General features: G+C 42.8%; 23 protein-coding genes. 13 read left to right on the plus strand and 10 right to left on the minus strand.

Annotated features, from left to right (window positions below; all coding sequences use genetic code 11):
• Nucleotides 1-211: 211 nt before the first annotated feature.
• Nucleotides 212-3,181: a heavy metal translocating P-type ATPase gene (locus GWK51_RS02510; protein WP_161932543.1), complete on the minus strand. Its 2,970-nt coding sequence runs from the start codon at nt 3,179-3,181 to the stop codon at nt 212-214.
• A gap of 81 nt (nt 3,182-3,262) precedes the next feature.
• Between GWK51_RS02510 and GWK51_RS02515 the strand changes: the two genes are divergently transcribed.
• The 4 genes from GWK51_RS02515 (at nt 3,263) to GWK51_RS02530 (ending at nt 7,378) form a co-directional block, all read left to right on the plus strand.
• Nucleotides 3,263-3,652, plus strand: a complete 390-nt coding sequence (locus GWK51_RS02515) for a MerR family transcriptional regulator (protein WP_142769238.1) — start codon at nt 3,263-3,265, stop codon at nt 3,650-3,652.
• A 44-nt stretch (nt 3,653-3,696) separates the two neighbouring features.
• Complete coding sequence (locus GWK51_RS02520; RefSeq protein WP_161932544.1) at nt 3,697-4,287, plus strand: 5-formyltetrahydrofolate cyclo-ligase; 591 nt, start codon at nt 3,697-3,699, stop codon at nt 4,285-4,287.
• 148 nt (nt 4,288-4,435) lie between these two features.
• Nucleotides 4,436-6,865 (plus strand): endopeptidase La, encoded by a 2,430-nt coding sequence (gene lon / locus GWK51_RS02525; RefSeq protein ID WP_161932545.1) that lies wholly within the window; start codon nt 4,436-4,438, stop codon nt 6,863-6,865.
• Nucleotides 6,866-6,997: 132 nt separating this feature from the next.
• The gene (locus GWK51_RS02530) at nt 6,998-7,378 is read left to right on the plus strand and encodes a VOC family protein (RefSeq protein WP_161932546.1); all 381 of its coding nucleotides are present in this window, start codon (nt 6,998-7,000) and stop codon (nt 7,376-7,378) included.
• A 286-nt stretch (nt 7,379-7,664) separates the two neighbouring features.
• On the opposite strand, the gene GWK51_RS02535 is transcribed toward GWK51_RS02530, so the two are convergent.
• Complete coding sequence (locus GWK51_RS02535) at nt 7,665-8,555, minus strand: M20/M25/M40 family metallo-hydrolase (protein WP_407925959.1); 891 nt, start codon at nt 8,553-8,555, stop codon at nt 7,665-7,667.
• 205 nt (nt 8,556-8,760) lie between these two features.
• Here GWK51_RS02535 and rlmH point away from each other — a divergent pair, with 205 nt between their 5' ends.
• The 3 genes from rlmH (at nt 8,761) to GWK51_RS02550 (ending at nt 11,020) form a co-directional block, all read left to right on the plus strand.
• On the plus strand, nt 8,761-9,243 hold the full coding sequence (gene rlmH / locus GWK51_RS02540) for a 23S rRNA (pseudouridine(1915)-N(3))-methyltransferase RlmH (protein ID WP_161932548.1): 483 nt from the start codon (nt 8,761-8,763) through the stop codon (nt 9,241-9,243).
• 115 nt (nt 9,244-9,358) lie between these two features.
• Nucleotides 9,359-10,135 carry a DODA-type extradiol aromatic ring-opening family dioxygenase gene (locus tag GWK51_RS02545; protein ID WP_161932549.1) on the plus strand — a complete coding sequence of 259 codons (777 nt, stop codon included), beginning with the start codon at nt 9,359-9,361 and terminating at the stop codon, nt 10,133-10,135.
• Between the two features lie 117 nt (nt 10,136-10,252).
• Nucleotides 10,253-11,020 carry an META and DUF4377 domain-containing protein gene (locus tag GWK51_RS02550; protein WP_161932550.1) on the plus strand — a complete coding sequence of 256 codons (768 nt, stop codon included), beginning with the start codon at nt 10,253-10,255 and terminating at the stop codon, nt 11,018-11,020.
• Nucleotides 11,021-11,084: 64 nt separating this feature from the next.
• Here the strand turns inward: GWK51_RS02550 and gdhA are convergent, their stop codons facing one another.
• The gene (gdhA, locus tag GWK51_RS02555) at nt 11,085-12,428 is read right to left on the minus strand and encodes an NADP-specific glutamate dehydrogenase (protein ID WP_161932786.1); all 1,344 of its coding nucleotides are present in this window, start codon (nt 12,426-12,428) and stop codon (nt 11,085-11,087) included.
• A 342-nt stretch (nt 12,429-12,770) separates the two neighbouring features.
• Here gdhA and GWK51_RS02560 point away from each other — a divergent pair, with 342 nt between their 5' ends.
• Together GWK51_RS02560 and nth are read left to right on the plus strand one after the other, a co-directional pair.
• Nucleotides 12,771-13,562: an RnfABCDGE type electron transport complex subunit B gene (locus GWK51_RS02560; protein ID WP_161932551.1), complete on the plus strand. Its 792-nt coding sequence runs from the start codon at nt 12,771-12,773 to the stop codon at nt 13,560-13,562.
• A gap of 32 nt (nt 13,563-13,594) precedes the next feature.
• Nucleotides 13,595-14,263 carry an endonuclease III gene (nth, locus tag GWK51_RS02565; RefSeq protein WP_161932787.1) on the plus strand — a complete coding sequence of 223 codons (669 nt, stop codon included), beginning with the start codon at nt 13,595-13,597 and terminating at the stop codon, nt 14,261-14,263.
• A gap of 48 nt (nt 14,264-14,311) precedes the next feature.
• On the opposite strand, the gene GWK51_RS02570 is transcribed toward nth, so the two are convergent.
• The 4 genes from GWK51_RS02570 to GWK51_RS02585 form a co-directional block, all read right to left on the minus strand.
• On the minus strand, nt 14,312-14,521 hold the full coding sequence (locus tag GWK51_RS02570; protein ID WP_228151386.1) for a hypothetical protein: 210 nt from the start codon (nt 14,519-14,521) through the stop codon (nt 14,312-14,314).
• Between the two features lie 58 nt (nt 14,522-14,579).
• On the minus strand, nt 14,580-15,239 hold the full coding sequence (gene adk, locus GWK51_RS02575; protein ID WP_044740200.1) for an adenylate kinase: 660 nt from the start codon (nt 15,237-15,239) through the stop codon (nt 14,580-14,582).
• 85 nt (nt 15,240-15,324) lie between these two features.
• The gene (locus tag GWK51_RS02580) at nt 15,325-16,641 is read right to left on the minus strand and encodes a hypothetical protein (protein WP_142769249.1); all 1,317 of its coding nucleotides are present in this window, start codon (nt 16,639-16,641) and stop codon (nt 15,325-15,327) included.
• Nucleotides 16,642-16,701: 60 nt separating this feature from the next.
• Entirely contained in the window at nt 16,702-17,229 is a 528-nt protein-coding gene (locus GWK51_RS02585; protein ID WP_161932552.1) for a hypothetical protein, read from the minus strand.
• Nucleotides 17,230-17,480: 251 nt separating this feature from the next.
• On the opposite strand from GWK51_RS02585, the gene mrdA reads away from it, so the two are divergent.
• Nucleotides 17,481-19,544 (plus strand): penicillin-binding protein 2, encoded by a 2,064-nt coding sequence (gene mrdA / locus GWK51_RS02590; protein WP_161932553.1) that lies wholly within the window; start codon nt 17,481-17,483, stop codon nt 19,542-19,544.
• Nucleotides 19,544-20,098: a 16S rRNA (guanine(966)-N(2))-methyltransferase RsmD gene (rsmD, locus tag GWK51_RS02595; RefSeq protein WP_161932554.1), complete on the plus strand. Its 555-nt coding sequence runs from the start codon at nt 19,544-19,546 to the stop codon at nt 20,096-20,098. Before mrdA ends, rsmD begins: the two co-directional genes overlap by 1 nt.
• A 90-nt stretch (nt 20,099-20,188) precedes the next feature.
• Here rsmD and GWK51_RS02600 read toward each other — a convergent pair whose 3' ends face one another.
• Together GWK51_RS02600 and GWK51_RS02605 are read right to left on the minus strand one after the other, a co-directional pair.
• On the minus strand, nt 20,189-20,386 hold the full coding sequence (locus GWK51_RS02600; RefSeq protein ID WP_161932555.1) for a hypothetical protein: 198 nt from the start codon (nt 20,384-20,386) through the stop codon (nt 20,189-20,191).
• 687 nt (nt 20,387-21,073) lie between these two features.
• Entirely contained in the window at nt 21,074-21,376 is a 303-nt protein-coding gene (locus GWK51_RS02605; protein ID WP_161932556.1) for a hypothetical protein, read from the minus strand.
• A gap of 661 nt (nt 21,377-22,037) precedes the next feature.
• Between GWK51_RS02605 and GWK51_RS02610 the strand changes: the two genes are divergently transcribed.
• Nucleotides 22,038-22,247 (plus strand): hypothetical protein, encoded by a 210-nt coding sequence (locus tag GWK51_RS02610; protein WP_161932557.1) that lies wholly within the window; start codon nt 22,038-22,040, stop codon nt 22,245-22,247.
• 328 nt (nt 22,248-22,575) lie between these two features.
• Nucleotides 22,576-24,222, plus strand: a complete 1,647-nt coding sequence (locus GWK51_RS02615; RefSeq protein WP_268895760.1) for a bifunctional 3-(3-hydroxy-phenyl)propionate/3-hydroxycinnamic acid hydroxylase — start codon at nt 22,576-22,578, stop codon at nt 24,220-24,222.
• A 65-nt stretch (nt 24,223-24,287) separates the two neighbouring features.
• Here the strand turns inward: GWK51_RS02615 and GWK51_RS02620 are convergent, their stop codons facing one another.
• Entirely contained in the window at nt 24,288-24,899 is a 612-nt protein-coding gene (locus tag GWK51_RS02620) for a glutathione S-transferase family protein (protein WP_161932789.1), read from the minus strand.
• Nucleotides 24,900-24,985 lie beyond the last annotated feature (86 nt).

Consider the following 24,985-nt stretch of genomic DNA (forward strand, 5'->3'; position numbering starts at 1 on the left):
GTTCCGTGATAGAACTGCAATTTTTATAACAATGTCATGACCTGCTCTAACCACACTAGGTTTCAGTCAAATCACGCAGTCGTCCCGAATGACCCTTGAGTTTTATTGTCGACACTTCAGTTTTTGTTTTGCTCTATCTGTTATGCCGTAATCAAAAAAAAGCCTCAAGGAAATGCTTGAGGCTTTTGTTACCATTTATATGCTATGTGACTTATTTCGCCTTTTGTAAGCGCAAGGCATTTAGCACCACCGACAGTGAACTGAGTGACATCGCTACCGCAGCTAACATTGGGGTCAATAACAAGCCAGTCAATGGATAGAAAATCCCCGCTGCCACGGGTACACCTAAGCCGTTATACACAAAAGAAAAGGCAAGGTTTTGCTTCATGTTGCGCACACCCAGTTTCGCCATATGCACTGCATCAGCTGCGCCACGGATATCGCCTTTGACCAAGGTCACTTGCGCTGTCTGTTTGGCAATATCAGTGCCGTTGCCCATGGCAATCCCGACATTGGCTTGAGCCAGTGCAGGCGCATCGTTAATACCATCACCCGCCATTGCGACAATTTTGCCCTGTGCCTGATATTGTTTCACAATTTCCAATTTTTCAGTTGGCGTGCAATTGCCATGAACATGCTGAATCCCCAGTTCTTGTGCCACCAACTGCGCATTCTGTTCATGGTCACCTGTCGCCATCACCACTTCAATGCCATCAGCCATCAATTGCTGAATGACCTCTTGAGCATTGGTTTTAATCGCATCGTGAATTGAAATATAGGCCAGCACTTCTTGGCTATTGCTCAAGAAACTGATGACATTGCCTGCTGCACGTTGTTGATCCAACTGACTTTGTATAGCAGGATCTAAACCAATACCGAGTTGTTCCAGCAACTTTTGACTGCCGATATACAGTGTTTGTTCACCAATCTGACCTTTCACGCCAAAGCCTGTGACATCTTCAAAGTCTTCCACTTTCAGCAATTGCTGGGCAGGCACAATTTGCGTCAGGGTTTGTGCAATTGGATGACTTGAATATTGTTCAATCGAAGCAATCCACTGTTCCACTTGCGCCTGTTCCACATTGGAACTGAGTAATCGAATTTCCTTTAAACTTGGCTTGCCTTCAGTCAAGGTTCCTGTTTTGTCGACAATCAGCGTATTGACCTTGCTTAAGGCTTCAATCGCTTCTGCATCTTTAAACAACACCCCTTTCTGCGCTGCACGACCTGTGGTTGCCATGACCGACATCGGCGTAGCTAAGCCCAGCGCACATGGACAGGCAATAATCAGCACCGCTACTGCACACATCAAGGCTAAGTCAAATTGTGCACCCCCAAACACCATCCATGCCACGAAGGTCAAAGCACTAATCAGCAACACCACAATCACAAAATACTTGGCAAATACATCGGCTAAACGTTGTAACGGGGCTTTTGAGCGTTGTGCTTCCGCAACGGTCTGAATCATTTTGGCTAAGGTGGTATTCGCGCCCACCGCGGTAGTTTGAATACGGATACTGCCCTGTTGATTGACCGTTCCACCAATCACGGTGTCATGCACCTGTTTTTTCACAGGTACAGGTTCTCCCGTCATCATGGCTTCATCAACATAGGTTTTGCCTTCCACCACCACACCATCCAGTGGAATCTGTTCACCTGAAGAAATCTGTAAAATATCCCCCTGCTTCACCATGCCAATATCAACTTCAACCACCTGATCGGCTTGTACCAATTTGGCAGTATTCACTTGCAGTTTTAGCAAGGCTTTGAGCGAGTCAGCAGTTTTGGCACGTGCTTTCAGCTCCATGATTTGACCAAGCAAACTTAAAGACACAATCATACACGCGGCTTCAAAATACACCGCCACGCCATGTCCTGTTTTAGCAGCTATCGGAATCAAGCTTGGGAAAATGGTTGCCACGACACTATAAATATAGGCGGCTAACACCCCAACCCCAATCAAGCTCCACATATTCAAATTGCGAGTTTTATAGGAAGTCCAGCAGCGCTCAATAAACGGTTTACCTGCCCACAGCACCACAGGGGTTGCCAGCACCAATTCAATCCACGGCTGAATATGCGGTGAAATAAAGCTGTGAATATGCGAACCCATCGCCATAACAAACACAATTAAAGTCAGCGGCAAGGTCAGCCAAAAACGATGGCTAAAATCGACCAGCTCTGGGTTGGGTCCATCATCTAAAGTCGGTTGCATCGGCTCCAGTGCCATACCACAGATGGGACAAGTACCTGGACCTTTCTGCACAATTTCAGGGTCCATTGGACAGGTATAATCCATATCTGCCGCACCCTCAGGTACAGGGCGCTGATCCGGTGGAATCAGATAAAACTCAGGATCCGCCTTAAACTTATCCAAACAAGATGGATTACAGAAATAATAAGTTTGCTGTTGATAATCGGTTTTGAGTTCTGTGTTTGAATCGACCGACATACCGCAGACAGGGTCAATAAATGTGGATGACCCCGATGGAGCAGGATGTTCATGTTGATGTTTCCCGCCACCACAGCAGCTACTTTTTTCGGGTTCCGGTTTAGGCTTGGGTGCACAACAGCTTGATTTTGATTCGGTTTGTTCTGTTTCAGGAGTTTTAGTCTCCGTACCACAACATATCGAGGTTTTCTGAACTTCTGGTTTTGAAGCGTCACAACATCCTGATGCTTTTGCAGGCTTTTCTTCCTCTGTCGAAACATAGCTTTCAGGCGCAGCGATAAATTTTTGCTGACATTTTTCACTGCAAAAATAATAGTTTTTGCCCTGCCATTCGCTATGCGGTTTACTCAAATCTGTCACGGTCATGCCACATACAGGGTCAATAAATGTGGTCATCGCTGTATCTGAAACAGCTGTTGATCCACAACCACACCCTTTGGAAGTAACTACAACACTTTCCTCTTTCACCTGAGATGAGGCATCGCTTAAATCTGTTTTCGGCTTACTGCAACATGAACTTTGCGCTTTTTCTGAGGTTAGATAAGCTTCAGGATCGGCTGCAAATTTGTCTAAGCAACCAGCACTACAAAACAAATAGCGAACCGATTGATATTCATAGGCATGTGGCGAATCCTCTGTAATTGTCATTCCACAGACAGGATCAATGGTCACCACCGTTGGCGATTTTTTTTCTTTGGAACAGCAAGAGCTTTTGGGTTGCTCGTTCATCGGACTCACCATTTCTTTTTTGATTGTGTTAGCATAAAGTCTGTACCTAGGTACTGAGTCAAGCCTTTTGGAGATTATTTTATGCTCACTATCGGCAAACTGGCAAAACACTGCCATGTGAATGTAGAAACCATTCGTTATTATCAACGTATTGGGCTGATGCGCATTCCAGAAACGACTCAAAACTACCGTTACTATGGCCAGCAAGATATTGAAACCTTAAGCTTTATCCAAAAAGGCAAAGATGCCGGTTTGCAACTCAGTGAAATTCAAGATTTGTTGCATTTACAACTGGATGATCGAGAAAAGGTACGTGAAGTCATTCAGCAACGACTGGAAAAAATTGACCAGCGTATTCAAGAGTTGAATGCCTTAAAACAGCGCCTGTCCAGTTGGGTAGATGAATGTAAAACCACGGAAAGTAGCTGTTGTCCAATCTTACAAGCACTTAAAAATGACAACAAAATTTAACCATCACTGACTGACTTCCTTCGCTAATAACATAGTGCATAGCCATGACCACTGAACTGATTCAACTTCGAAAGCATCTTAGAAAGAAACGCCGCCATGTTTCACCGATACGTCAAAAACATGCTGAACAACACATCTTAAATCGGCTGAGACACCTACCCGAATTTAAACATGCCGCGCAGGTGGGTATTTATTTGCACGCTTTTGGCGAGATTCAGACGCGTAAAATCATTGAATATTGCTTCCAACAAAAGAAATCTGTGTATTTACCCATGATTTGCAATATGAATCAGCGCTTGGTTTGGGTCAAAATTTCACAGCATCAATTTTATAATCAGCGTTTTTCTTATCACCCACTCGGCATGCAAGAGCCCATGGCTAGTCGCGGACAGCATGTTTCACATTTAGACTTGCTGATTATGCCCTTACTGGCCTGCGACCCCTTCGGCACACGGATTGGCATGGGTGGCGGTTTTTATGACAAGACCTTGGCCTCTACCCCTTACCATCGCCCATTCCGCTTAGGTTTGGCGCATCACTTCCAGTTGGTACCACAAACCCTAACTCGGGAAAAATGGGATCAACCCTTAGATGCGCTGCTCATGCCCCAACAATTTTTACGTTTCAAACGTTAAAATTGGTATTTCTGACTGTTGTGAATACTTAAAAATCACATATTTAGTCATTTTTTATACATTTTGTATTGACCTGCCCTTGTATTTTTTGAAATACCCATCACTATAAAAAACATGGCAACACCGTTGTCACTCATTAGGAGTGCCCATGTCTGAAATTATTATGAATCAAGAAACCTTAGAGCCTCAGGTTCCAAGTGTATTACCGCTTTTAGCGTTACGTGACGTGGTGGTTTACCCGCACATGCAAATCGCGCTATTTGTAGGTCGTGAAAAATCGATCAATGCAGTTGATGTGGCTCGTAACAGTGACAATCTCGTATTTGTAGTTGCTCAGAAAGATTCTCTGACAGAAGAAATTGATCACGACAACTTATATCAATACGGTACGGTCGCGAAGATTGTACAAGTTGTGAATCATGAAAATGATGAAAACTGTATAAAAGTATTAATTGAAGGTCTACATCGTTCTAAGCTAGAAAAAATCATTGATGAAAATGATTATCTGACTGCTGAACATGCCCTGAGCCCAATGTCGATTCACATTGACGAACAAACGCAAGAAACACGTGTTCAAGAGTTACGAACCCTGTTTGCTCAATATGCTGAAGCAAAATTACGTAATGCCCGTGAACTGGTTGCCGCAGCCAACAAAATTGAAGATTTATTGCAATTGTTGTTCTTCGTTGCTACCCGTGTACCTCTGAACATTGATGTGAAGCAAAAATTCCTTGAGCACGATGAATTTGAAGCACATTTACAAGAGTTGATGACTTATTTGTTGCAACAGTCTGAAGAGCAACAAATTGAACAAACCCTGCATGACTCTGTAAAACGTCAAATGGAGAAAAACCAGCGCGAATACTTCCTCAATGAAAAGATGAAGGTGATTCAGCGTGAACTTTCTGACATGAATGGCGGTGCAGAAGATGACGTTGCGGAAATTGAAAAACGTCTTGCAGAAGCGGATTTACCAGAACATGTCCGTAAAAAAGCAGAAGCTGAATTCCGTAAGCTAAAAGCCATGCAACCAGCTTCAAGTGAAGCAGCTGTAGTGCGCAATTACTTAGAGGTGATTTTAGATACACCTTGGAATAAAGCCAGCAAAGTCAGCATCAATCTTGCAAAAGCACAAGAAATTCTCGATGCAGATCATTACGGCCTAGATGACGTGAAAGACCGTATTGTGGAATATCTTGCAGTACAGTCACGCGTGAAAAAACTCAAAGGTCCTATCCTATGTTTAGTTGGCCCTCCGGGTGTAGGTAAAACTTCACTGGGTGAATCAGTTGCGAAAGCGACTGGTCGTGAGTTTGTCCGTATGGCGCTGGGCGGTGTACGTGACGAAGCGGAAATCCGCGGTCACCGTCGTACTTATATTGGTGCGATGCCAGGTAAAATTGTGCAGTCGCTAACAAAAGTTGGCGTGAAGAACCCATTGTTCTTGCTCGACGAAATCGACAAGATGGCGCAAGACTACCGTGGTGATCCTGCATCAGCATTGCTTGAAGTGCTTGATCCATCGCAAAACAACAAGTTCAACGACCACTACTTAGATCTTGATCTTGATTTGTCTGAAGTAATGTTCATCTGTACTGCCAACAGCATGAATATTCCTGAAGCCTTGTTAGACCGTATGGAAGTGATTCGTCTACCGGGTTATACCGAAGATGAGAAAATCAACATTGCTGAACGCTACCTTGTACCTAAAGCCATTAAGAACAATGGTTTACGCGCTAAAGAACTGACTGTTCATGAAGAAGCGATTCGTGACATCGTGCAACGTTATACACGTGAAGCAGGTGTTCGTAGCTTAGAACGTGAAGTCTCTAAAATTGCGCGTAAAGTGGTAAAAGAAGCGGTCAGCAAAAAGGCGAAAAACCTGCAAGTGAATGTAACTTCTGCCAATCTTCCAGACTACTTAGGTCCGCACAAGTTTGACTTCGGTATGGCTGAAGATGAAGCACAAGTGGGTCGCGTAAATGGCTTAGCTTGGACATCTGTCGGTGGTGAGTTATTGACCATTGAAGTTGCTGCCGTGAAAGGTAAAGGTAAATTCATCACTACGGGTTCACTCGGGGATGTGATGAAAGAATCGATTACCGCAGCCATGACCGTGGTTCGTACGCGTGCAGATGAACTGGGTATCGAGTCGACTCGCTTTGAAGAGACTGACGTACACGTTCACTTGCCAGAAGGTGCAACACCGAAAGATGGTCCATCCGCAGGTTTGGCACTGACAACAGCATTGGTTTCTGCCTTCACAGGTATTCCAATTCGTCCAGATATTGCCATGACTGGTGAAACCAGCTTGGGTGGTCGTGCAATGCGGATTGGTGGCTTGAAAGAGAAACTATTGGCTGCACACCGTGGTGGCATTAAATTGGTGTTTATCCCTCAAGACAATGTCCGTGATTTAGCGGAAATTCCTGAGAATGTAAAAGAAGGTCTAGAAATTAAGGCTGTAAAATCAATTGATGAGATTTTACCGCTAGCATTGACTTCTATGCCTGAACCTTTGCCTAAAGCACCGATTGTTAAACCAGTCGATGAAGGTAAAAAGGCAGCACGTCACTAATTTCTGCAAGAATGAGAAAGAGAGCTTCGGCTCTCTTTTTTTATTACAATTTACTGCTGATAACACCACACAACTTGATGCTTTTATCGCCTACAATAATTCGACGCAAGGGATGATTGCAGGACAATTAAAATGAAAAATCCTGTCGGCTGGTTTGAAATTTATGTGGATGACATCACACGAGCCAAACAGTTCTATCAAGCTGTATTTAATATTGAACTCACCGAACTGACGCCACCTTCAGATGGTTCGTCACTGCAAATGTGGGCTTTCCCTTCAGATATGCAAGTCTATGGTGCTTCAGGTGCTTTGGTACAAATGCCAGATGTTGCCGCAGGCGGCAATAGCACATTAATCTATTTTTCATGTGAAGACTGTGCTGAGGAAGCTGCTCGAATTACTGGTGCAGGTGGAAAAATTCAGGAGGAAAAAACCTCCATCGGTGAATATGGTTTTATTGTGCTGGCCTTTGATACTGAAGGAAATATGATTGGTTTACATTCCTTGAAGTAAAGCATTCGAATGTAAAGTAGATTTAAATGATCGTGGTTTGAGGGTTCCAGAACATTTCATTCGATTAATAAAAAATCGACTTGAAAAAACTGGAAAAAGCCTCATATAAAATAGTAAGACACATATGCGCTGTATGTTTCTTATTCATAAAGGTTATCTGTTTCTCCAGGCGGGTAACCTCTTGATCGCAGTCCTAATACTATTCTAGGGCTGCGTTTTTTTATTGGGATTATGTATAAAATCTACATAATCCAATTCAGTTCAAGTTGGTAATTTTCGACCTTCTCTATTTCAAAATGGCTTGTACCAAACCATCAATCACTTGTGTCATTTTTTCCAGATTTAAAGTCTTTAATGTGTCCGCAGAGGTATGATAATTTTTATTCCGATAAAACGCGGTATCCGTCACCATAATGGCGGGAATATCATATTTCCAATAATTACTATGACTGGAAAAATTAATGCCTGGGGTAATCGATGGTGCAACCAAACGCTGACACTCTAGGTTTTGCATGGCTGCACAGAAATTTTCTCCTAGCCCCCGTGAATCAATATCACTGACTGCCGCAATAAAATTGGCATGACTCGGATAAAACCATTTTAAACCTGCAGGATATTCCTGCGTCTGTGCCACATCGTAATAGCCAACCATTTCCAGAATATACACGCCCTGAATTTTATCACGCTGCGCCTGTTCCGATTTGGCATGTACATAACTGCCCATATATTCCGTATTGGCATATGGGGGTTCTTCCAGCGTATAAAACACAAACTCTACATTATGTTTTAGATTTTTTTTCTCCTGCGCCAAGATGCGTGCTGTTTCAAGTACTCCTGCCACGCCAGAAGCATTGTCATCTGCCCCTTGTTGTTGCTCAAACACATCATAATGTGCACCTACAATCAGTTTGTCTGCACGCCTAACATTCAGACTACACACCACATTACGATAGTTTTCACGGTTCACAATATAGTTTTGAAACTGACAAGGAATACCAAACAAGCGCATTTGCTCTTTAATCCAAGCAGAAACTCGGTTTAATTCTTCGGTATTTTGATGATTTCGGAATGAGCCACTCCCTATAATCTGCTGCAAATAAACATCCAGATTCTGCGCATCAGCCTGCTTATTGATTGCAGAATTGGCTCCACTATAGGTACTGCTGAATAAGGTCATTAGTATGACGAGTACGATCCAGCAGCGTCCTTTAAAATTTTCCCTTTGCATTTATTCTTATTCCACGTTATCCGCAAAATTTATTGCTTTTATAAGAGCATTAATGCAACAGCCAGTAATTATTTTCAATTGCAAAATGTATATCAGCAGCAGATTCTGCCGTTTCAAGGCTATAATTCTGCTGAATTAGCTTTTGACATCAGATATGAAAATACGGATTCTGACCATTGGTCAAAAAATGCCAGCTTGGGTGCTGACAGGTTTTGAAGATTATTTCAAACGAATTCAACCCTTTGTACAGACGCAAATTATTGAATTGCCGATGGCAAAACGCGGCAAAAACGACTCTGAAGCTGACATTTTAAAATACCGTCAAATTGAAGGTGACAGCATTTTAAATGCCTTAAAAGCCAATGAAACTCTGATTGCACTTGAAGTCGGTGGTCGTGAATTTAGTACCGAAAAACTGGCTGAAACCATGAAATCATGGATGCTGGAAGGGAATGATGTGGCTTTGGCAATTGGTGGTCCAGATGGTCACTCCGAAGCAGTACGTAAAGCTGCGGCATGGCATTGGTCTTTATCTAAGCTAACATTGCCGCATCCACTGGTGCGGGTCATGTTGATTGAACAGCTGTATCGTGCCATGAGCATTAACCACAATCATCCTTACCATCGTGCAGGCTAAGCGCAATTCTTTATCATTCTAATATTGCAACAATACGTTGAATATACGCTATTTATTCATATATTTGTATTTGGCATGATAAACCCATTCCTTCATTCAACTTAGGCGCAAGACTATGAATCTACTAACTTTACCTGGTTTATTTATTTCACATGGTTCACCCATGCTTGCGCTTAATCCAGAACAAGTCGGTCCCGCTTTACAGCGTTTAAGCCTGAATCTTCCGACGCCTAAAGCCATCGTTGTGATGTCAGCTCACTGGGAAAGTCAGGCTCTCGAAGTGAATACTGGGGTTCGTCCTGAAACATGGCATGATTTCCGCGGTTTTCCACCAGCACTGTACGAAATTCGCTACCCTGCTCCTGGTGCCCCTGAACTTGCAGAAGATATTTTAAAACGTTTGTCTGACGCAGGCTTTGATGCGCATGCCAATGCGAGCCGTCCACGCGATCATGGCGTATGGATGCCGCTACTGCATATGTTCCCCGATGCAGACATTCCTGTGGTTGAAATTTCATTACCGATGCACATGACTGCGGAACAGATTTATCACATTGGACAAACCCTTGCCGCGTTACGCGAACAACAGGTTTTATTGATTGGCTCGGGGAGTATTACCCACAACCTGTCAGAACTGTCATGGCATGGTGAGTCACAGGATGTACCTGTCTGGGCATCGACTTTCCGCAACTATGTTGCCCAGAAACTCAGCCATCAAGATTATGATGCCGTGCTTGATTGGAAAAGCATTCCCTATGTACAGCGCAATCACCCCACCTTAGAACATTTTGCTCCGTTATTTTTTGCAATGGGCACGGGTACACGCTTTAATATTGTACATAGTAGTTTTTCTATGGGGTCACTCGGTATGGATATTTACCGTTTCGACTAACGTGAAATTCACATTAAAGAAATGAATACAAATGTTGTACATGTATTCATTTCTTTTTTTTATAAATCAATTAACCTTTAGTTTTATATTTCTTCGACTCAAAGTGTTAATTTAAAAATGAAATTGAAATATCTTTTACTTGCTTTATTACCTTTTTCTTTAGCTGCTTGCCAATCTACTCAAACTCAATCAAATTTGGATCAAGCCGTGAATGTACAATCAATTCCTGATCAAAATAAAACCCTTGCTGCCTATCAATGGATCAGCACCACATCAACGACACCAAAACCATTAACCTTGTCTTTCAATGCACAAGGTCAACTTGCAGTGAAAACCAGTTGTAATGGTTTAGGCACCAGCTGGAAAATTGAAGGTGACAAAATTGTCACAGGTGCAATGATGGGCACGCAAATGGCTTGTGCTGAACCTGCAATGCAACAAGAGCGTTTAGCCGCAGAATTACTGGGCGAGCGTGCCATTCAGTTCACACTGAATAGCCAAAATGTGGAAGCGCCAACCTTAACCCTAGTGTCTGCCAAAGGTGAAAAACATGTTTTTATGGGTACAATGACACCTGAAACTAAGTACCAATCTCAAGGTGAAACCATTTTTCTAGAAATTTCACCTGAAACCAAAGCCTGCTCTGGCGTTGGTCCAATGACTTGCCTACAAGTCCGTGAAATCAAATATGACGACAAAGGTGTAAAAACCGCGGTGGATAAAGACTGGACTTTATTCTACGGTCATATCGAAGGCTACACGCACGATCCGAAAACCCGTCAAATTGTTCGTGTAAAACGTTTTGAACGTCCAAACCCTGCAGCAGACCAATCGAAATATGCCTATGTCAAAGACATGGTGGTTGAGACTGAAACTATCAAATAAAGTCCGTTCAATAAAAAAAGCCGTTGGATGTCCATCGGCTTTTTTTAACTTAGGCGGCTATAATTTAGAATACGCCTTGAGACAACATCGCGTCTGCCACTTTCACGAAGCCCGCAATATTGGCACCATCTACATAATTGACGCTACCATCTGCTTTCGTACCATATTTGACACAATTGCGATGAATGTCTTTCATGATGGCATGCAAGCGCTCATCGACTTCTTCAAAACTCCAGCCTAAACGCAATGCATTTTGCGACATTTCAAGACCAGAAGTGGCCACACCACCTGCATTGGATGCTTTACCCGGTGCATACAAAATGTTAGCAGCCACGAATTTTTCTACTGCATCTAAGGTCGATGGCATATTTGCACCTTCAGCCACGCACAGTACGCCATTCGCCAAAAGCAGATCCGCATCTTCACCAGTCAATTCATTCTGGGTTGCACACGGTAAAGCGATATCGCACGGAATGCCCCATGGACGTTTGCCTTCCAAGTATTCAAAACCATGCTTAGATGCAAATTCAGAAATACGACCACGCGCCACATTTTTCAAATGCATGACTTCATTCAGAAGTTCATCAGTAAAGCCATCTTTGACATAGACCGTACCGTTTGAGTCAGACAATGAAACAACTTTGGCACCCAAGAACATGGCTTTTTCCGCAGCAAATTGCGCCACATTGCCCGAACCTGAAATGGTCACGGTTTTACCTTGGAAACTGTCACCGCGCGTTTTCAGCATTTCTTCAGCGAAATACACCGTACCATAACCCGTCGCTTCAGGACGTGCCAATGAGCCGCCAAAAGCCAAGCCCTTACCGGTAAATACACAAGACGTGTCATTACTCAGCTTTTTCATCATGCCAGCCATATAGCCAACTTCACGACCACCCACACCAATGTCTCCTGCTGGAATATCGGTGTTTGAGCCTAAGTGACGATACAACTCAAGCATTAATGCCTGACAGAAGCGCATGATTTCGCCTTCAGATTTGCCCTTTGGATCAAAATCAGAGCCACCTTTCCCCCCACCCATTGGCAAGGTTGTTAAGGCATTTTTAAAAGTCTGTTCAAAACCCAAGAATTTTAAAATGGATAAATTGACTGAAGGATGGAAGCGCATTCCACCTTTAAAAGGACCAATCGCTGAATTGTATTGGACACGAAATGCACGATTTACATGCGTATTGCCTTGATCATCGACCCAAGAAACACGGAATTGGACCACACGCTCAGGTTCAACCAAACGCTCAAGTAACCCATGTGCTGCATATTTAGGGTTCTTTTCAATGAATGGCCAAAGGCTGGTCATTACCTCTTCTACCGCTTGTAGAAACTCGGGTTGGTGTGCATCACGTGTTTTTACGTAATCCAAGAAGTCGTTTAGGCAACTATATTTCAACACTTCATCCTCAGCAATTTATGAATCAAAATAGGTCAAAATTAAAATAAGTGATAAATTTTGGCGCAAAACATTAAATAACTTTTGACCACCTTCCACAATATTTATTTCATTTATTGTGATATTTTTAATATATAACAATAAATTATTTTAACTATTAGACAAATTATTGACTTTATCTTTATCAACCCTGACTTAACAATACTTTCCATTTTCGCACCATATAAATACATGTTTTGCATTAATTTAGTACACAAGATTAATCCCCTGAATCATGTTAAAATTCCCCAAAATTTGATTCCATCTCTCTAATCCTGTTCTGAACACAGGCGTGGTTTTCGCATGATTTCGCAAATTGCTCTCATTCAACACATCGACTCCCTGCTTCCTCAAACCCAATGTGGTTTATGTGGTCATCGCGATGGTTGTCTACCCTATGCCAAGGCGATTGCTGAGGGTGAAGCTGCAAATAAATGCGTTCCCGGTGGACAGCCCGTCGCAGATGCTTTAGCTGACTTGCTACAACGCCCGCAATTAATCGCTGAAGAAAGTGTTTGGCCCATTCAGGCAGATGGTCGCCCGCAACGCATGAAAGCCATCATTCGTGAAGATGAATGTATTGGCTGTACCAAATGCATCAGTGCTTGTCCTGTGGATGCGATTATTGGCTCAGGCAAACTCATGCACAGTGTATTAACCGACTTATGCACAGGATGTGAACTCTGTATCCCGCCATGTCCCGTGGACTGTATTGATTTGGTTGAAGATGTACTGACACTTCCGAATGAAGATGCACGGATTGCAGAACAAAATGACCTGCGTCAGCGCTACTATGCACATATCCAGCGTGAGGAAACACGACGTGTACATCGTAAAGGGCCTGTGGTGCGTGCCGAAATCGATACGGCGCTTTTCGCCCAGTTTTCGACTCAGCTTGACTCTGTTCCTGTCATTGAAGTTGCAGATAAAACTGCTGTAGTGAGCAACCAAGATGCCAAATCTACTATTGAGTTAGCGAAATTACGGACGCAAATCAAGAAGCTCGAAAAGCAGCTGAGTGTGCGTGAAGATGCAACCAAGCGTGCTCTGTTACTCAGCTTGAGCGAACAACTCAATGCATTGCAAGGAGCTTAAACGTGGCAACAAAAACTGCAACCGTCAAAAACATGACCAAAAAGCAAATTCAGATTTTTTTTGAACGTTTACGTGATCAACGTCCAAATCCTACGACTGAGTTAAACTTTTCCACGCCTTTTGAATTGTTAATCGCGGTGACCCTGTCTGCGCAAGCGACGGACGTTAGTGTAAATAAAGCCACAGACAAGTTGTTTCCGATTGCCAATACCCCTGAAGCCATTTTTGGCTTAGGAGTTGAAGGATTGAAGCAATATATTAAAACCATTGGTTTATATAATTCCAAAGCGGAAAATGTCATTAAAACCTGTCAAATTTTAATGGAACGCCATAACAGCCAAGTCCCGAATAACCGTACCGATCTTGAAGCCTTACCCGGCGTGGGACGTAAAACGGCCAACGTGGTGCTAAATACTGCATTTGGGCACCCTACTATGGCGGTAGATACGCATATTTTCCGTTTGGGTAATCGTACAGGCTTGGCTGTGGGGAAAAATGTCCTTGAAGTCGAACACCGACTGGTCAAAGTAATTCCCAAAGAATTTATGGACGATGCACACCACTGGCTGATTTTACATGGTCGTTACTGCTGTATCGCGCGTAAACCGAAATGTGCCGAATGCGTGGTGTCCGATGTGTGTAACTGGCCAGACCGTTTTGAATTTGGCGCTGCACGGGCCATCCCCGTAAGCAATATCTAAATCACACAGTGCATAGAACGGACATGCGCTGTGATCAAATGGACAGGCTTATTGCTTAGGTGGCTTTTGTTTTAATTTCGGGTGTAACGTGTACTCAGGTTTTGGCGCAGTTTTATTTTCTTCTTTTTGTTTTTGTTGAGTTTCTCTGAGCATTTTAAAGCTGATATAGAGCAAACCCAGCAACATCGCCAAGCAGGCAATCACCAAAATGATTAAACCAATTTTTAACAAAATCGTATCCTCAAAAAGTTCGGACAATTAAAAAGAGCCCTAATATGACTTAGGACTCTTTTAAAGTCAAAAATTCAGGTTTGAATTATTTTGACTGATCTAAAATCGCGAACAAATCTTTTTGTACGTCTTCAATTGCACGTAAACCGTTTAATTTGTCATAAGTCGGTGCGTTTTCGCCAGAAGCAGCACGACCTTGGTAGAATCCAACCAATTGCTCAGTTTCTGTATGATAAGAACCAAGACGCTTGCGAATGGTTTCTTCTTGGTCGTCAGGACGTTGTACCAAGTCTTCACCTGTTTCGTCATCTTTGCCTTCAACTTTTGGTGGGTTGTAAACAACATGATAAACACGACCAGATGCAGGATGCTGGCGACGACCAGACAAACGCTGAACGATTTCTTCGTCAGGTACATCAATTTCGATCACGTGGTCGATGTTAATCCCTTCTTTTTCCAAAGCTTCAGCTTGTGGAATCGTACGTGGGAAACCGTCGAAAATGCAGCCGTTCACGCAATCAGGTTGAGCAATACGTTCTTTTACAAGACCAATGATCAGTTCGTCAGAAACCAAACCACCGCTTTCCATTACGCTTTTAGCTTTAAGACCTAATTCAGTACCTTCACGAATCGCAGCACGGAGCATATCACCGGTTGAAATTTGTGGGACATTGTAGCGCTTACAGATCAACTGAGCTTGTGTACCTTTACCTGCTCCAGGTGGTCCGAGTAAGATAATGCGCATAAAAAAACATCCTCATTTAAAACAATGTGTATGATACTTCGAGCCAACAATTCTGCAGATCTGAACCGTCAGCATGAGCATCTAATTATAAGAAAGCTACAAACAAATGTATTGTACCAGCTATAAATCCAGTGACCCCACCTAATACAATCAGAATCCATTCGTCTTCCTGAAATGCAGGACGTAATAGGTTCTGGAATTCTTTCGGCGTTAACTCCCGAATACGCTCTCGGAACATTTGAAAGATTTTCTGTGCACGGCTCGCATTGAACGCAGGGTCGCATACTGGCACCATCGTAATTTCAATTGAGCGATCAATCAAGTCCGTCTTGAGTTTTGCGTACTCTTTTGGCCCTAATGACAGCTGTAATGACGTACGAACCAATGGAGTTTCCATAATTTCATTGATATGACGCTTGACGATACGACGGGTTTTGTCTTTTTTACTGCCGTACATCATTTCCGTCATGATGGATTTTAACGTAATCAGATCTTCTGTGACCACACTGGCAAACACATCCGAGACTTCTTCCTGACGTTTCATGAAGGCACCTTGAATATTATAGGTTCCGATGCGAGGCCAGACAGGTTTAATCCAAGGAAATTTACGATCTTTAGTTAATTCAGTCAGTTGCGGATAACGCACATAATGTGGCTCAATTGGGTTAAAGACCATCCAAATGGCAATCCAGTTGGTTAAAAAGCCCCAAATCGATGCCCAGAAGGGAACTGTCCAGTGCCATGGCACCACGAACCAGACAATCATCTGGAACACACCAAAGAACATCCCAATCAAGGCACTAATGTGCCAAATAAAGTTAATTTCTTTCTGTCCAACTTTAAGGAACATACGTACCATCAAACGGCGATCGCCTTCCATTTGGCTGACCACCATTTCACGCATGTCAACCAATGACTCAACGTTCACAGTTAATTCTGTTACCAGTTCTTTCAACACCCCTGGAAGTTGCTTGTGTGCTTGTGCATAGATACGTCGTTTAATCGAATAGGGTAAATTTTCCCAAAGCACTGCATTTCGGTCGACCATTACTTCATCAATCAGATGTTCCAGTTCAAATCCGACCTGCTCCCCAATAATACGTGCCATGTCTTCAGGGTCCATGGCATCGAGAAATTCACGCAAAGAACCCAATTTAGACAAGGTATTATCAGTAATGATGCCTGAAATACGTCCCGCCTTACGTGGCACAATCCCCTGCCAACCCACGGGCAAAGGACCTAAATGGAAACCCCAGAAGTTAATTGGATAGAACACCATTTTGAGCGCCATCCAAACGTGCGCCCAAGTCACAAATGCAGTTACTGGAATAATGCTCAGCACAGCCCAAAAATCGGGACGATTCAAAAAGGTTTGCCACAACTGATTGATGTACTCAAGCATGCATAATTTTCCAAAATAATAACGAAATAACAGAGATTAATTCTTAATTTTTTAAACAGGTTATTTTCTGCCTAAGCCCATACTTAATGTATAAGAGAATTGTATTTTTGGTTCAATGTGTTCCACAACTTCACCCTCACGATTCTTTAATTCTTCTCCTGCCCCAACCCCCACACTAAACGTACTGATGCGATCTCGATCCAACAATACATATGCAAGATCTACACCTACACCTAAACGCGTTTCATCTTTATTGTCCACTTGCTTACTGGCAATATGCCCTGCATAGACGCCGACATAATACCCGTTTTTATCCTTCCCAGTGAAATAGTAAGGATATCTAAAGCCAAGCTGCACCCCAAAAGGTGAATCATCTGTTAAGAAAAAACCCGCCTTGGCATAAGCAATCCCGTAAGGATTGACCCATTCGGTATTTAAATGCACCAGCTGTTGGGTGACTCCTGCACCCACATTCCACATTCTGGCACTCTCAGGTGTCAATTTGGCGTCTGGCAGATAATTTTGATCCTGTGCATAAGCAGTATTGAATAATGTTATCAATGCTAACAAGGGATAAACTCTTGTCATTATTGTCACCTTTGTCCTTATTTTAATTGTGCATGCATTCCAAATTTTTTGCATGTTTTTGACTTTAACAGAATTGTTTCTAATCTTATATACAACGCCTGCTGTTTTTACTGTCTAAAAGGTCAAAACACCCTGTTGCAATAAAACAACCAAGCCCAGCGGTGTTCCCGTAGATAAGCATTATCAAAGACTCTGACTTGGGGTAGAATAGCGCCTTCCTGATTCTCCCCCACTGTGTAAGTCAATCGCGTATGAAGCAGCACTTTCCTTTAAAAAATGTCCAACAAGAAAAGCGCATTTATCGCAATCGAGTCTTTATCTCTGTCGGGATTGTCAGCTTCTTTATGCTGCTGTTGGTTGCACGCTATGCCTATTTGCAAATTATGCAATATCAGCAATTTTCAACCGCATCGGATCAGAACCGTATTCGCTTGCAACCGCTTGCCCCTGCACGTGGCTATATTTATGACCGTAACGGGATTTTATTAGCCGATAATTATCCCGTCTTCACCGCAACCATGAGTCGTGCAGATGTGGATGATATTGACGATACAGTTAAGCGCCTCACCCCAGTTTTAAGTCTGACTGATGAGGATATTGAGCGCTTCCTGTCACGTATTAAAACCTCGAAAAAAACCGAACGCGTATCTATTAAACTGAATTTGACAGAAACCGATATCGCCAAATTCAGTGAGGTGAAATTCCAGTTTCCTGGGGTCAATATAGAGACTCAAATGACCCGCTATTATCCGCATGGTGAGCTGTTCGCACATGTGATTGGCTATGTGGGTCGAATTAATGACAAAGAACTCAAAAGCATTGACAAAGACTTGTACGCAGGAACCAACCTGATCGGAAAAATCGGGGTGGAAAAGTCTTATGAGGAATTGCTACATGGTGTTCCGGGCAATGAATCTGTGGAAGCCGATGCACACGGGAACGTCCTACGTCATTTAGGACGTAAAGAACCCGTGCGAGGTAATGACTTATACCTTTCACTGGATTATGGCTTACAAACAGTTGCGACCGAGCAACTGGCTGGACGTCGTGGTGCGATTGTTGCCATGGACCCTCGCACAGGTGAAATTCTGGCGCTGGTTTCCAGTCCAAGTTTTAACCCAAATCTATTTGTCACAGGCATTAGCCATACGGACTACAGTGGCTTACGCGACAATTTAGATCAGCCACTGTATAACCGTGCCGTACAAGGGGTATATCCACCGGGTTCGACCATTAAACCGATGTTTGGTTTAGGGGGGATTCACTATGGTTATATCGACTGGGGCACAGCCATTTCCGATCACGGTTACTTTACCCTACCCGGCGATTCACATAAGTTCCGTGACTGGAAAAAATCAGGTCATGGTGTGGTGAATCTGCATAAAGCCCAAGTCGTCTCATGTGATACGTTCTATTATGTGCTCGCTTACCGTTTGGGTATTGAGAAAATGAACTCGTGGATGCGCCAGTTTGGCTTTGGTCAAAAAACTGGTGTGGATTTACCGAGTGAAAGTGAAGGTCTCTATCCAAATCCAGACTGGAAAATGCGTACCCGTAAAAGCAAATGGCTCAAGGGTGAAACCATCTCCGTGAGTATTGGTCAAGGTGCTTTCACCGCAACACCATTACAGTTGGCGATGGCAACAGCCATTACCGCCAATCATGGTGCCCATGTGATTCCACATGTATTGCAAGCCAGTAAAGGGGCAAAACCGCACACCGTTCTGAATGCACCTGATGGGCATATCCTGTTTAATGGTACAGATGAAGACTGGGTCAAAATGCGTGATGCCATGGTCGATGTGATTGAAACAGGTACTGGTCGAGGGATTCGTACCCCGATGTATAAAATTGCAGGTAAAACCGGTACAGCACAGGTTAAAAGTATTGCACAGGGTAAACGCTATAATGAAGCGCTACTGACTGAGCGCCAGTTAGACCACGGTTTATTTGTAGGTTTTGCACCTGCCGAAAATCCTGAAATTGCGATTGCGGTGGTATGGGAAAATGGTCGTCATGGTGGTTCTGCAGCGCAGTTAGCCCGCCCTGTTTTTGACTATTGGTTATTGCAACGTAAAAAGAACCCGATTAAACCTGAAGGGCATCAAATTAGTGGTGGCTTAATGACTGCTGGAATTAAGCCAGGCGAATTGCCAAGTGGTACAACTCCTGCGTCCCCAGCAGCAATTACTCAGGCACGACCAACTACAAATACTCAGGCGCGACCAGCGACCGCAACTACCCAAACAGCCCAACAACCCGCTACACCTACCACCCAAGCTGCACCTGCTGCAGTTGCGGAGGATGTCGAATAATGAAAAATCAACTCAGAATTATTGGCGGAGAGTGGAAACGCCGCCAACTCGCCTTTGCTAGCATTGACGGATTACGCCCGACCCCAGATAGAGTACGTGAAACATTGTTCAACTGGCTCATGTGGGACATTCAAAATGCGCAAGTCCTCGATTTGTGTACTGGTTCAGGAGCTTTAGGTTTTGAGGCTTTGTCTCGTGGTGCCAAGCATGTGACCATGATTGAACCTGACCGTACACAAGCACAGTTTCTGAAACAGAACATACAGTTATTAAAAGCAGAGAATTGCCAGTTAAAAGTCACTACGGCGCAACAAGCCCTGCCGACGTTGAAATCTAGCTTTAATCTGGTTTTTCTAGATCCACCGTATAGTTTGGATCTGTGGGAAGAACTGGCAAAACTGGCTGATCCGCTGATTGCTGAAAACGGTTTGATTTATGTCGAAGCAGACCGTGATCTGAACAGTCTGAATCTGCCAGCAACTTGGCAAGCAATGAAGCAAACCAAGGCTGGAAGCGTACGCGCAGCTTTATATAAGAAAGTCACAACAAATTAATCTTGATGCAAAGATCAACCCGTCATTGCGCACTGAACTTTGACTGGGCTTTGATCTTGCTCTGTAAGTTATACACAGACACCAAAGTCATTAACGCGGTGCAGGCCGGTTATGATCGTCATAGTCATTATTATTCATATGATCATGATGATTTGAATCTGGTCGATGATCCGAGTCATGGTGCTGCGGAGGACCATTATGATGGCGATGGTCATAATCATCGTCATACCATAAACATCCTGTGAATAATGTTGCAGTCAAAACCAACAGCATAATATTTCTAATCATTATTTTGCTCCAGCCTTTGAATTTCATTTTTAATTATTAATGATCAGTTGCACCGACAGGCATTTATTTTGTTTATTTTCTGTTCAAAGTTAATCCGAACATCTTGCCCTCAAATACACTTTTTGAAAATCCGTAATTTAAAAAACCAGAGGGAGAATACAGTCTCCGTCTGGTCTCAGGATACTCATAGCTCAATTAATGGGTATCGGATAAAATCAACTGTGGGAGATGAACCATTTTTGTCCATATATTTTTGATGAGACGGTTCTGGTTGATAATCAGTTTGTTGGAGCATTGGACTCGAATATGATTCGTCCATGCCTGTACTATTTGACATACAACCCATCATCAAGCTTGTAGTCAGTACAAGCAATAAGGTTGCTTTAATCATTTTCAATCCCCTTTTAACTAGGGTCGAATCTTTATTATTCACCTTATCTATAGACCAGAACTTTTAAATTTGTGCATTTTTTGTTCTATTTCTTGTCATATGTCAACCCTATCGCAAGAGATTCGCTTTGCGATGAATTAGTATCAGACGCTCAAGATTCTGCTGCCTTGCTAAATTTTTCATTTTATTTTGCCTGATATATCCTCTTAAAATCCTGTCAAATAAGAGTTTCTGCTTCCCCTTATTTGACTGAATGGATTGACTCAAAACTACGCCCATCACAAAGTGAACCCGCGTTAATGTGGCAAAGGTTTAGTCTGTTTATAGTTCGGACGATCAGGTCGATGACTCGGCGGACGATTCTCTGGAGGTCGACTTTGAGGTGGTCGATGCTCAGGCGGACGGTTCTCAGGAGGTCGATTCTGCGGTGGTCGGTAATCTGGACGTCCATTCCATTCATAGCCATACGAAGGTCGACGATGATCATAATCATAGCCATATGAATAGCGATGATCATGGTCATACCAATCGTCATCGTACCAAACACATCCTGATAACAGCATAACCGACAAAGTAGAGAGCAAGACTAGTTTTATCATTATATTCCCCTTGTCTACTGGGTGTTCTCTTTCATTATTCAGAAGAAGCATGGATAGAAAACAAACAACATGTTCATTTTTTGTTATAGCCTTGCTTTCAGTTTCTTTGAGACTTTTATGCATTCGAGTCTATATTTTATACCATCCAAAGCATATCGACTTTCACATTTTTGGTGGATTTGCTGTGTGCTTTACAGTTCTATGAGATTGCGCAAGCCTGCTTGAGCTATTCTCTCGGTCTTTCACAGTTGAAGAAATATCTGCCCAGTTTCTACGACAATAGATTATTAATTTTTAATCTGTTGATTTTATCATCAATTTATTCAAATTAGACATATTCCCTTACAAGTCAAACCAGATCACTTGAGCTAAAAAGCACTGATTTTTCTGCTGTTATGTTTTGTTTCAGTAAACGCATCGCATTCAATTTAATGCAATTGAAATATTTGAATACAAATTCTGCCGAATGTTTCTTCCAATCGTTACCTGAGCTACACAGTTTGCACATTATTGTATTATTCACGTAATTTATTCTGTTTCGCTTTGTAGCTTGAATTGCCTGAAATGCCCTGAATCCTTAGCATGAGTCCTGTTCTTACTTAAGTGATGATAAGTAGAACAGCTTTAATTTTTATCTCATTTATAACTCAGGATGCCTATTATGAAATTAACTCATATCCTACTTGCAACGACAATTGCTGCTGCCACAACAACGACTTTTGCTGCGACACAAGAGCATGCTCAAGCAGAAGAAAAAGTGATTGTTTCAACTCAAGAACAGCCTACGACTGCTGCGGGCGAAGGTACAGCGGCTCAACCAAGCACAACACCTGCAGCTGATGCTGCAAGTGAAGCGACACCTGCTCAATAAGGTCGCATAAACCAGTTTTTCTAGGGCTTTCACTCCACCTCATTCACTCGAAAGCTCTAGAAAATCGCAGGTGATTCAGATTGTTCTGATTCACCTGTTTTCGTTTTAAAGCCGCTAAAACTTGAAAAAACCCGACCATGAAGATAGTTAATTATGATGATTCCCATCCGATCAACTATCATCAAAAATACAATAAGTCATTTTAAATCAATAAAATATTAAAAAAATAGAAACCATCTTCGGCCTTATTCATACTAGCTCTACACTATGGCATAGCTTGTTTACAGCCTGCGCTTGACCGTTAATAGCCACATTGTGAATGGATTGAATGGAATTCGCTGTGAGCACAAACAAGACTGAATTTATGACAGAAGTGGCAATTCTTGGCGCTGGTCCAGTGGGACTAACACTTGCCAATTATTTAAGCAAGCAAGGCGTACAGGTCACTGTCATTGAACAACTGGATCAACTGATTGATTACCCGCGTGCCATTGGTATTGATGATGAGGCATTGCGCACCATTCAATCTTTAGGATTGGTGGAGCAAGTATTACCGCATACCACACCTAACCATGCTATGCGTTTTTTAACGCCTAAAGGTCATTGCTTTGCAGATATTCAGCCGTTAACCCGCGAATTTGGGTTCTCACGTCGAAATGCCTTTATTCAACCGCAAGTGGATAATGTGTTGCTTCAAGGACTAAAGCAATATCCACAAACTGAAGTGCTGTTTTCACGTCAACTGATGGAATTTAGCCAAGATGCTCAATCTGTAACGTTGAAAATGCAGAATAAACAGGGACAGGACGAAGTCGTTAAAGCGCAGTATCTGATTGCTTGTGATGGAGGTAACTCTGTTGTTCGTCGCACCTTAAATATCGGTTTCGATGGTAAAACAGCACCCAACCAATGGATTGTGATTGATATTGAAAATGACCCATTGGCAACACCGCATATCTATTTATGCTGTGATCCTGTACGCCCGTATGTCTCGGCTGCTTTACCGCATGGCATTCGTCGCTTTGAATTTATGGTGATGCCTGGTGAAACCCAAGAAGAACTGAGCAAACCAGAAAACATCAATAAACTGTTGGTCAAAGTCTTACCGAATACCCATAACATTGAAGTGATTCGTCAACGTGTCTATACCCACAATGCCCGTATTGCAGAGAAGTTCCGTGTAGATCGGATTTTACTGGCCGGCGATGCTGCCCACATTATGCCTGTGTGGCAAGGTCAAGGGTATAACAGTGGTATGCGTGATGCTTTTAACTTGGGCTGGAAAATGGCATTGGTGATTCAAGGCAAAGCTAGTCCTGAACTCCTAGATTCTTACCAAATTGAACGTAAAGATCATGCTAAAGCCATGATTGATCTTTCTGTGATGGCAGGTCATGTCCTTGCGCCACCTAAAAAATGGCAAGGTTTTGTCCGTGACGGCATTGCCTATGCACTGAACTATATCAAGCCAATTAAACAATATTTGCTGGAAATGCGCTTTAAGCCGATGCCGCAATATCATGATGGCGTGCTCATTCCAAATACGCAAAAGAACTCGCCTGTAGGTAAAATGTTTATTCAGCCCAAAGTGCAATTGGTCACGGGTGAACACGTATTGCTGGATGAAGTGATTGGCAATGACTTCGCAATTTTGGCTTGGGGGGTAGACCCACAATGGGGCTTATCAGCAGCCAGCATGCAGCAATGGAAAAAACTTGGGGTGAAATTCATTCAAGTTTTACCTGCAATTCAACTGCAAAACGAGAAGCGCAAACAATACGATGGCGTGATTTGTGTGGGTGATATTGGTACTGAAATCCGCACGTGGTTTGGTCGTACCAATGACTCGATGGTGATTTTACGCCCTGACCGCTTTGTAGCCGCACTTGCGATTCCACAAAGTGCCGATCAGATTAGCCAAGCCTTATTCGCGAAATTATACAGCAAAGCTGAAGCAAATCAGTTAATTGCCTGAGCTTATCCCTGATAAAAAGACAAAGCCCAGAACACATTCTGGGCTTTTGTTATTGCTAAAAGCAATTATTCAATAGCATCAAACCAAGCAATCCCTTGCACCGAGGCTCTACTTTTCATCTGTCTTAAGAAAGGTTTGGCTTCTTCAAAATACGGGAGCAGCTTAAACGCCATGGCATAGACCAACCAATACGCCAAATATAAATCTGCTGCTGTACATTTTTCTCCCAGCAAATACGGTTTCGCCTGACTCAAACCTTGTTTTAAAAATTGGAATAAGCGTTGTTCATCACCAAAACTTAAGCCTGATTTTTTACTTTCGATCAAATCCTCAGCTACGTTCAAGTTTTTTATATCCATATATTCTGTTAATGGACCATGGATAAAGAACAGCCATTTCAAATATACACCGCGTTTCGGGTCATTCAGTGCTGGGGCAAAATCTTGCTCAATATACTTATCCGCCAAATAGGCAATAATCGCAGGCACCTCCGTGACCACAATATCAGCATCAACCAGACAAGGCACTTTTGCCATGGGGTTAATTGCCAAATACGGCGCTTGATGAAGATCTTCATAGCTAATATTGATCAGTTCAACCTTATCTTCAATGTTCAGTTCTTTCAGAAAAGGCAAAATGGTATTACCGCGCGATTGCGGATTGGTATACAACTGCATCATTGTTATGCTTCTACTGTTGTTATTTTGCGCTACCTTAGCATAGCTTGAACCACAACAACGTGGTTGTTCTGTCATCCATGACT

It is taken from the genome of Acinetobacter kanungonis (assembly GCF_009939195.1).
In the GTDB taxonomy this organism is placed as follows: domain Bacteria; phylum Pseudomonadota; class Gammaproteobacteria; order Pseudomonadales; family Moraxellaceae; genus Acinetobacter; species Acinetobacter kanungonis.

What these genes read in the sequence shown, in the direction of transcription:
- GWK51_RS02515 (WP_142769238.1), top strand. Translation starts at nt 3,263, where the DNA reads ATGCTCACTATCGGCAAACTGGCAAAACACTGCCATGTGAATGTAGAA.
- GWK51_RS02520 (WP_161932544.1), top strand. Translation starts at nt 3,697, where the DNA reads ATGACCACTGAACTGATTCAACTTCGAAAGCATCTTAGAAAGAAACGC.
- GWK51_RS02585 (WP_161932552.1), bottom strand. Translation starts at nt 17,229, where the DNA reads ATGACAAGAGTTTATCCCTTGTTAGCATTGATAACATTATTCAATACT.
- GWK51_RS02560 (WP_161932551.1), top strand. Translation starts at nt 12,771, where the DNA reads ATGATTTCGCAAATTGCTCTCATTCAACACATCGACTCCCTGCTTCCT.
- GWK51_RS02545 (WP_161932549.1), top strand. Translation starts at nt 9,359, where the DNA reads ATGAATCTACTAACTTTACCTGGTTTATTTATTTCACATGGTTCACCC.
- nth (WP_161932787.1), top strand. Translation starts at nt 13,595, where the DNA reads ATGACCAAAAAGCAAATTCAGATTTTTTTTGAACGTTTACGTGATCAA.
- rsmD (WP_161932554.1), top strand. Translation starts at nt 19,544, where the DNA reads ATGAAAAATCAACTCAGAATTATTGGCGGAGAGTGGAAACGCCGCCAA.
- mrdA (WP_161932553.1), top strand. Translation starts at nt 17,481, where the DNA reads ATGAAGCAGCACTTTCCTTTAAAAAATGTCCAACAAGAAAAGCGCATT.
- GWK51_RS02530 (WP_161932546.1), top strand. Translation starts at nt 6,998, where the DNA reads ATGAAAAATCCTGTCGGCTGGTTTGAAATTTATGTGGATGACATCACA.
- GWK51_RS02580 (WP_142769249.1), bottom strand. Translation starts at nt 16,641, where the DNA reads ATGCTTGAGTACATCAATCAGTTGTGGCAAACCTTTTTGAATCGTCCC.
- GWK51_RS02605 (WP_161932556.1), bottom strand. Translation starts at nt 21,376, where the DNA reads ATGATAAAACTAGTCTTGCTCTCTACTTTGTCGGTTATGCTGTTATCA.
- GWK51_RS02510 (WP_161932543.1), bottom strand. Translation starts at nt 3,181, where the DNA reads ATGAACGAGCAACCCAAAAGCTCTTGCTGTTCCAAAGAAAAAAAATCG.
- GWK51_RS02615 (WP_268895760.1), top strand. Translation starts at nt 22,576, where the DNA reads ATGGAATTCGCTGTGAGCACAAACAAGACTGAATTTATGACAGAAGTG.
- GWK51_RS02535 (WP_407925959.1), bottom strand. Translation starts at nt 8,555, where the DNA reads ATGACCTTATTCAGCAGTACCTATAGTGGAGCCAATTCTGCAATCAAT.
- rlmH (WP_161932548.1), top strand. Translation starts at nt 8,761, where the DNA reads ATGAAAATACGGATTCTGACCATTGGTCAAAAAATGCCAGCTTGGGTG.
- GWK51_RS02550 (WP_161932550.1), top strand. Translation starts at nt 10,253, where the DNA reads ATGAAATTGAAATATCTTTTACTTGCTTTATTACCTTTTTCTTTAGCT.
- GWK51_RS02620 (WP_161932789.1), bottom strand. Translation starts at nt 24,899, where the DNA reads ATGCAGTTGTATACCAATCCGCAATCGCGCGGTAATACCATTTTGCCT.
- GWK51_RS02610 (WP_161932557.1), top strand. Translation starts at nt 22,038, where the DNA reads ATGAAATTAACTCATATCCTACTTGCAACGACAATTGCTGCTGCCACA.
- adk (WP_044740200.1), bottom strand. Translation starts at nt 15,239, where the DNA reads ATGCGCATTATCTTACTCGGACCACCTGGAGCAGGTAAAGGTACACAA.
- GWK51_RS02600 (WP_161932555.1), bottom strand. Translation starts at nt 20,386, where the DNA reads ATGATTAGAAATATTATGCTGTTGGTTTTGACTGCAACATTATTCACA.
- lon (WP_161932545.1), top strand. Translation starts at nt 4,436, where the DNA reads ATGTCTGAAATTATTATGAATCAAGAAACCTTAGAGCCTCAGGTTCCA.